This is a genomic window from Pseudoalteromonas shioyasakiensis (assembly GCF_019134595.1).
In the GTDB taxonomy this organism is placed as follows: domain Bacteria; phylum Pseudomonadota; class Gammaproteobacteria; order Enterobacterales; family Alteromonadaceae; genus Pseudoalteromonas; species Pseudoalteromonas shioyasakiensis_A.
The window spans coordinates 2,341,110-2,347,500 of record NZ_CP077770.1 but is presented as its reverse complement, the minus strand read 5'-3'; the positions used below and the strand labels follow the sequence as shown (position 1 = coordinate 2,347,500).

The window sequence follows — 6,391 nt, the reverse complement described above, 5'->3', positions numbered from 1 at the left end:
CCTGCCCGGTGCCGGAAGGTTAATTGATGGGGTTAGTTTTCGGACGAAGCTCTTGATCGAAGCCCCGGTAAACGGCGGCCGTAACTATAACGGTCCTAAGGTAGCGAAATTCCTTGTCGGGTAAGTTCCGACCTGCACGAATGGTGTAACCATGGCCACGCTGTCTCCACCCGAGACTCAGTGAAATTGAAATCGCAGTGAAGATGCTGTGTACCCGCGGCTAGACGGAAAGACCCCGTGAACCTTTACTACAGCTTGGCACTGAACATTGAACCTACATGTGTAGGATAGGTGGGAGGCTTTGAAGCAGAAACGCTAGTTTTTGTGGAGCCGTCCTTGAAATACCACCCTTGTAGTTTTGATGTTCTAACGTTGGCCCCTAATCGGGGTTACGGACAGTGCCTGGTGGGTAGTTTGACTGGGGCGGTCTCCTCCCAAAGAGTAACGGAGGAGCACGAAGGTTGGCTAAGTACGGTCGGACATCGTACGGTTAGTGTAATGGTAGAAGCCAGCTTAACTGCGAGACAGACACGTCGAGCAGGTACGAAAGTAGGTCATAGTGATCCGGTGGTTCTGAATGGAAGGGCCATCGCTCAACGGATAAAAGGTACTCCGGGGATAACAGGCTGATACCGCCCAAGAGTTCATATCGACGGCGGTGTTTGGCACCTCGATGTCGGCTCATCACATCCTGGGGCTGAAGTCGGTCCCAAGGGTATGGCTGTTCGCCATTTAAAGTGGTACGCGAGCTGGGTTTAGAACGTCGTGAGACAGTTCGGTCCCTATCTGCCGTGGGCGTTTGAGAATTGAGAGGGGTTGCTCCTAGTACGAGAGGACCGGAGTGAACGAACCGCTGGTGTTCGGGTTGTCATGCCAATGGCATTGCCCGGTAGCTACGTTCGGAACTGATAAGCGCTGAAAGCATCTAAGCGCGAAGCAGGCCTCGAGATGAGTTCTCACTAGACTTTTAAAGTCTCTGAAGGGCCGTTGAAGACTACAACGTTGATAGGCAGGATGTGGAAGTGGTGTGAGCCATTAAGCTAACCTGTACTAATTACCCGTGAGGCTTAACCATACAACGCCAAACGCGTTTTATGACAGCGTAACAGACAGAAGTTAAGTTACTAAAGTAGACATTTACTTGATATCAGAATTCCAAATTTTAGTTAATTGCTAGAGCGATTAACGAACCAAATTTGCTTGGTGACAATAGCGTTTTGGACCCACCTGACCCCATGCCGAACTCAGTAGTGAAACGAAACAGCGCCGATGATAGTGTAGCAGCTGCTATGTGAAAGTAGGTCATCGCCAGGCTCCAAATTAAAGAAAGCCCGATTCGAAAGAGTCGGGCTTTTTTGCGTCTGGGAGCTGTTAGCTTTCAGCCGTCAGACGTCAGCTGAACTGTGGGGTTGTTTGGTACAGAGTCATCCTCAGCATTCACCCTGTTCATTCTCCTGGTTGGGTAGAGCGGAGCGAAACCCAACATGAGTTAGCGAGTTTCTAGTTTGCAAGAGTAAAGTTGAACTGAGGGGTTGTTTATCACAGTGCCTCCCTCAGCAACAAACCCCGTAGGAGGCACTTCAGTGCCGAATCTAGACCAAAAAATATATTCATGGCTAAAGCCATTCCTACAAGTACACTTTGCCTAGAACCTAGAACCTAGAACCTAGAACCTAGAACCTAGAACCTAGAACCTAGAACCTAGAACCTAGAACCTAGAACCTAGAACCTAGAACCTAGAACCTAGAACCTAGTACTCTTTCACATATATTTTGATCAGTTGCCCCTACTTAAATTCAGGTAACTGATCTTTTTCAATCAATAATTCAATACTCCTGCTTTTTCCAGTAACTGATGTTATAAATTTCTTCTTTTTAAGAACTGAAATCATTGAATGAACACTTGAAGATGCGGTTCCAAAGTAGCGCTCAAAATCACTTTCAGCAGGCGCAATCCCATTCACTTTTGTGTAGTAATAAATAAATGCTAAATACTGACCTTGCTTTGCTGTAAACAGTGGCGACTCTTCTTTATTCATAATGAACTTTTACCCTAATCAACGATCCTTTAACTCATATAAACTTACTTAATATTGTTATGAACCGAAAGTATATTGTTGAATTATCGGAAGAAGAAAAACAAGAATTAATAGACTATTGCAAAAAAGGCATGGTCAATGTTCGAAAGTACAAGCGTGCTGCTATTTTATTAAAAGCTGACCGTTGTAGATATACAACAGAGCAAATATGTGAAGCAGTTCAAGTGAGCTCTTCTACCGTATTTCGAGTCAAACGCCAGTTTGTTGAAGAAAATCTAGCGGCAGCTTTGAATGAAGGTGCACGAAGTGGTGCAATGAGAAAAACTTCTGCGAAAGATGAAGCAACCTTAATCGCCACAGCTTGTACTAAGCCACCAACAGGTCACGCTAGATGGACATTATCTTTACTTGGAGAGCGATTAGTTACACTAACAGATTTAAATAGTATCTCGTATGAAACAATACGGAGGCGTCTTAAAGAGAATGCACTAAAACCATGGCAAAAAAAGATGTGGTGTGTGGCGACAATGGATGCCGAATATATCGCGCGGATGGAACATGTGCTCGAGTTGTATGCTGAGGCAGCAGACGAGTTAAGCCCCATAATCAACTTTGATGAGGCGATGAAACAACTTGTAGATGATACTCGACCGGCACAACCAATGAAGCAGGGGCAGACTAAGCGGTTAGATTATGAATATAAACGTGTAGGTGTGGCCAACTTATTTGTATTCTTCGATCGCCATCGAGGGTGGCGGCATGTTAAAGCAACAGAAAGAAAGACGAAAATTGACTTTGCTAATTGTATGAGGGATTTAGTTGATCTTCATTATCCACATGCGAACAAAATAAAAGTTGTGTTAGATAACTTATCAACTCATACAGAAGGAGCGTTATATAAAGCATTTTCTCCACAGGAAGCACGCCGGATTTTAAATAAACTAGAATTACATTACACACCAAAACACGCGAGTTGGTTGAATATGGTCGAGATAGAAATTGGTAATATGAATAAGCAATGTTTAGATAGACGTATAGCAAGTATGGAAGAACTAAAGACAGAACTCGCGGCCTGGGAATGGAGCAGGAATAAAGAAAGAACAAGTATAAACTGGATGTTTAATGTTGAATTAGCTCGTGAAAAACTTCAGAGGGCCTATGGTGCCCTCAACTAGTCAGAACTTGTGTGATGAAGTACTAGAACCTAGAACCTAGAACCTAGAACCTAGAACCTAGAACCTAGAACCTAGAACCTAGAACCTAGACCTCCGGCAAAGGGATACGTAGCACCAAACACACACACCGCGCGGCTGAACGCTGACGGCTGAAAGCTGAAAGCTGATAGCTCTGTGTTGGGTTTCGCTTCGCTCTACCCAACCTACGCCAGACTTGCAAACTTTACTCTTGCTAACTTTACTCTCGTAACTCACGAACTCGCTCAGCTACCGTTCATTAAATTAACTTTGCTTTGTTTATGGCTTTGATTTAGGATCAAATCAGTTTAAAAGCAAGAACTAATGGCCTGTGTCTAGATTACTTATTTGTTTATTATTATTTTTTTCGAGTGCTTCAACCTTTGCTGCTGAGGTGACTAATTTATATCAAGATACCCTTAAAGTTGCAGACAAATCACGTGATGCGCGTTTGGCAGCAAGCCGTGAAGCACTGCTAAATGTGCTAGTGAAAGTGAGTGGTGACACAAGCGCAGATCAAAACCCTGTTGCGAAGCAGCGCACTCGCGACATTTCAGATTACATGCTCAAATTTGAATATGACGAAAAAGCAGATGGCAGTTTAAATCTGGTTGTTAAGTTTGAAGCAAATAAGATTAATGCATTAATCAAAGATCTTGGTCTGCCATTATGGGGGACACGTCGTCCTTTAGTGGCTATCTGGTTAGGTATTGAAGATAACTGGCGCCGTGAACTGGTTACCCAAGAGTCTTACCCGCAGCTCGAACAGCTTATATACGACAAAGCAGGTCGCCGTGGTTTACCTGTGGTTGTGCCATTACTAGATTTACAAGACCGCGCCATTGTTGGTATCCCAGAAGTGTGGGGTAATTTCTCTGAGCCTGTAGAGCGAGCTTCAAGCCGTTATAGTGCAGAGCGCAGTATTACTGCAAGAATGTATCAACAAGCTGATTCAGAAACTTGGATCCTTGATTGGCGTTTTACTAATGCGGAATTATTCGATACCAATCGTTTGATGGGTGATAAGCAGCAAATTGTTGCAGATATGATTGACAGTTTAGCGGGTGGCTTAGCAGCAGAATATGCCATTGATCCAACGATGATTGGCCAACTTGCTACAGCTACTTTCTATCTTAAAGGTATCAATAACTTTGTTGATATTGAATTTGCTAAACGCCGTTTAGAAAGCTTAAGTGTTGTTACTCGCGCTGTGATATCTGTACGTACGCCTGATACCGTACAATTTATAGTTAATCATACTGGCAGCATGAACGACTTTAGAAAAGCGTTAGAACTTGATAGTGCCTTTAAAGCCTATCAAGACCCGCGTGATTTTTATCAAGTGGTCGATAGCGACGAACTTGAATATCAGTGGCAGGGGCTTTAATCGCAGTGCTAGAACCAATGCAAATGGCATTGCCAGTTACTTTGCCTGATGATGAAACATTTACTTCTTATTTTGGTGGCGAAAACTCTCTTGAAGTGAGTCACCTTAAAGATGCGTTCACAAAGCTCAGTAATAAATTTCAATATACCTACTTATGCGGTTTAGGTGATTCAGGTAAATCGCACTTATTGTACGCGACCTGTATTCACGCCCAAGAGCGCGGTTTATCAACCATGTTACTTTCAATGCGTGAAGTGATTGATTATGGTCCTGTGGTGCTTGAAGGCCTCGAAAATCTTGATGTGTTATGCATCGATGACGTGCACTTGGTGGCAGGGAACGATGCGTGGGAAAAAGGGTTATTTAACTTTTTCAATCGCTTTAATGAGCCGGGCAAATACCTTGTGGTCACAGCTGATTTATTACCTGACATGCTGCATATTAACTTACCGGATTTAGTATCGCGTTTGAAGTGGGGCACAACATTACAAATTCGCTCAATGAGTGATGATGATAAAGCAGAGGCCCTCGTACGTCGTGCTCACATGCGCGGCCTAGAACTGACCGATGAATGCGCGCGATTTTTATTAACGCGATTAAGCCGCGATATGCGTGCATTATTAGACGTTTTAGACAAACTTGACCATGCCTCAATGGCTGCGCAAAGAAAATTAACAATTCCTTTTATAAAATCAACGTTAAAGCTTTAGTAGGGCTAGAATCTAGTCCTTGCTTTCAGTTATCATTAGCTATTACAAAAATCCTTCTGTGAAAGACCAGGTACTCAATGAACTTAGAAAATATTTTAGCGCAAGCACTTGAGGCTGTTGCCAGTGCGAACGAAATCGCGCAATTAGAAGATATCAGGGTTAATTACCTTGGTAAAAAAGGTGAAATCACCAGCTTACTTAAAACGCTAGGCAAGATTGCCCCTGAAGAGCGTAAAGAAGCAGGTCAAGTGATTAACCAAGCAAAACAAGAAGTACAAACAGCCATTAACGAAAAGCGTGAGTTACTAGCAAGTAAGGCTCTTGAAGAGAAACTAGCTGCAGAAACGATCGACGTAACTTTACCGGGTCGTGTTATGCCAACAGGTGGCTTACACCCAGTAACTCGTACTATTGAACGTATTGAAAGCTTTTTTGGTGAGTTAGGTTTTGCGGTTAAATCAGGTCCTGAAGTTGAAGATGATTTTCATAACTTTGATGCGCTAAACATTCCTGAGCATCACCCGGCGCGTGCTGATCACGATACTTTCTATTTCAACCCTAAGCTTGTGTTACGTACACAAACGAGTGGTGTACAAATCCGCACCATGGAAACTGAGCAGCCACCACTGCGTATCATCTCTCCAGGTCGTGTTTATCGTAACGATTATGACCAAACACACACGCCGATGTTCCACCAAGTGGAAGGCTTAATGGTTGATACAGATGTAAGCTTCACTGAGTTAAAAGGTATTCTGCACGATTTCTTGCGTAACTTCTTTGAAGAAGATATGGAAATTCGTTTCCGTCCTTCTTACTTCCCATTTACTGAGCCTTCAGCTGAGGTTGATGTTATGGGTAAAAACGGCAAGTGGTTAGAGGTATTAGGCTGTGGCATGGTTCACCCTAACGTTCTTAAATCAGTGGGTATTGATCCAGAAAAATACACAGGCTTCGCATTCGGTATGGGTGTAGAGCGCTTAACTATGTTGCGTTACGGCGTAAACGACTTACGTGCATTTTTCGAAAACGATTTAAAATTCCTAAACCAGTTCCGTTAAGAGTG

The 6,391-nt window shown here is 43.4% G+C and carries 5 protein-coding genes and 2 rRNA genes (1 of these 7 running past the window's edge); 6 read left to right on the top strand and 1 reads right to left on the bottom strand.

From position 1 onward, the window contains the following. Together KQP93_RS10990 and rrf are read left to right on the top strand one after the other, a co-directional pair. Window positions 1-1,075 (top strand): 23S ribosomal RNA (locus KQP93_RS10990); it begins 1,808 nt to the left of the window's first position. A gap of 124 nt (window positions 1,076-1,199) precedes the next feature. After that, a 5S ribosomal RNA gene (gene rrf, locus KQP93_RS10985) occupies window positions 1,200-1,314 on the top strand. 472 nt (window positions 1,315-1,786) lie between these two features. Here rrf and KQP93_RS10980 read toward each other — a convergent pair. Continuing rightward, window positions 1,787-2,038 carry a LexA family protein gene (locus KQP93_RS10980; protein ID WP_175081208.1) on the bottom strand — a complete coding sequence of 84 codons (252 nt, stop codon included), beginning with the start codon at window positions 2,036-2,038 and terminating at the stop codon, window positions 1,787-1,789. 59 nt (window positions 2,039-2,097) lie between these two features. On the opposite strand from KQP93_RS10980, the gene KQP93_RS10975 reads away from it, so the two are divergent. From KQP93_RS10975 to pheS, 4 genes are all read left to right on the top strand, one after another. Next, entirely contained in the window at window positions 2,098-3,213 is a 1,116-nt protein-coding gene (locus KQP93_RS10975) for an IS630 family transposase (protein ID WP_217874411.1), read from the top strand. A gap of 349 nt (window positions 3,214-3,562) precedes the next feature. Next, entirely contained in the window at window positions 3,563-4,618 is a 1,056-nt protein-coding gene (locus KQP93_RS10970) for a DUF2066 domain-containing protein (protein ID WP_217874410.1), read from the top strand. Beyond that, on the top strand, window positions 4,618-5,328 hold the full coding sequence (hda, locus tag KQP93_RS10965; protein ID WP_201024581.1) for a DnaA regulatory inactivator Hda: 711 nt from the start codon (window positions 4,618-4,620) through the stop codon (window positions 5,326-5,328). The genes KQP93_RS10970 and hda overlap by 1 nt, the downstream gene beginning before the upstream one ends. A 77-nt stretch (window positions 5,329-5,405) precedes the next feature. After that, window positions 5,406-6,386 carry a phenylalanine--tRNA ligase subunit alpha gene (gene pheS, locus KQP93_RS10960; RefSeq protein WP_054552893.1) on the top strand — a complete coding sequence of 327 codons (981 nt, stop codon included), beginning with the start codon at window positions 5,406-5,408 and terminating at the stop codon, window positions 6,384-6,386. The last annotated feature ends 5 nt before the right edge of the window (window positions 6,387-6,391 follow it).

Bases quoted from the DNA above. Each gene is read 5' to 3' on its own strand.
- KQP93_RS10980 (WP_175081208.1), bottom strand. From the start codon at position 2,038: ATGAATAAAGAAGAGTCGCCACTGTTTACAGCAAAGCAAGGTCAGTAT.
- KQP93_RS10975 (WP_217874411.1), top strand. From the start codon at position 2,098: ATGAACCGAAAGTATATTGTTGAATTATCGGAAGAAGAAAAACAAGAA.
- pheS (WP_054552893.1), top strand. From the start codon at position 5,406: ATGAACTTAGAAAATATTTTAGCGCAAGCACTTGAGGCTGTTGCCAGT.